Here is a 613-nt window from a genome sequence, read left to right on the forward strand (position 1 = left end):
GTCGGACCCGATGGAACCGTGCATGAGGCGACAGGTTTGGTAAACATCACCCAATTCGAGACGTCCGATATGGAACTTACGGGAAGCGACGTCGGCGAAACCCTGACAGGCGGGATCGGCGATGACGTGATCGAAGGCAACGGTGGGGATGATTTAATCCAGGCCGGTACCGGAGACGATATTATCGCCGGTGGTGCTGGAGATGACACCTATGTTTTGGATCTAGCCCTTGACGGTCATGACATAATTACCGACTTCGCAGCCGGTTCAGAATCGGAGGATGTTCTTCAGATCGACACGTCTGTAGTGACCGATTTCGACGCCTTAATACTTCTTGCTGCCGATGACGGATCGGACACGGTGATTATGATTGATATCGATACCAGTGTCACCCTGCAGGGCGTAGCCGTTTCAGACCTGCATGAAGACGACTTCGCCTTCATTTGATCTGCAATCCAGTGTGTTATGGAAAAGGAGGGGCTTTGCCTCTCCTTTTTTATTCCCATTCTCCGAAGCCTACAGAAAAGTGCGATGCCACTCAAAAACTATACTTTTTGAGAGGCAGGAGCGGCAGCAATGCGAAAAGAAAGCCGCCATTCGCGGTACCTGGCAC

At 51.7% G+C, this 613-nt stretch carries 1 protein-coding gene; it reads left to right on the plus strand.

Going from position 1 to position 613, the window contains the following annotated elements; all coding sequences use genetic code 11:
• Nucleotides 1-447 (plus strand): calcium-binding protein (locus tag E1297_RS48870; RefSeq protein WP_368669423.1); only part of this gene is annotated, 447 nt, incomplete at its 5' end.
• Nucleotides 448-613: the final 166 nt, after the last annotated feature.

The organism is Roseibium sp. RKSG952 (genome assembly GCF_009711355.1).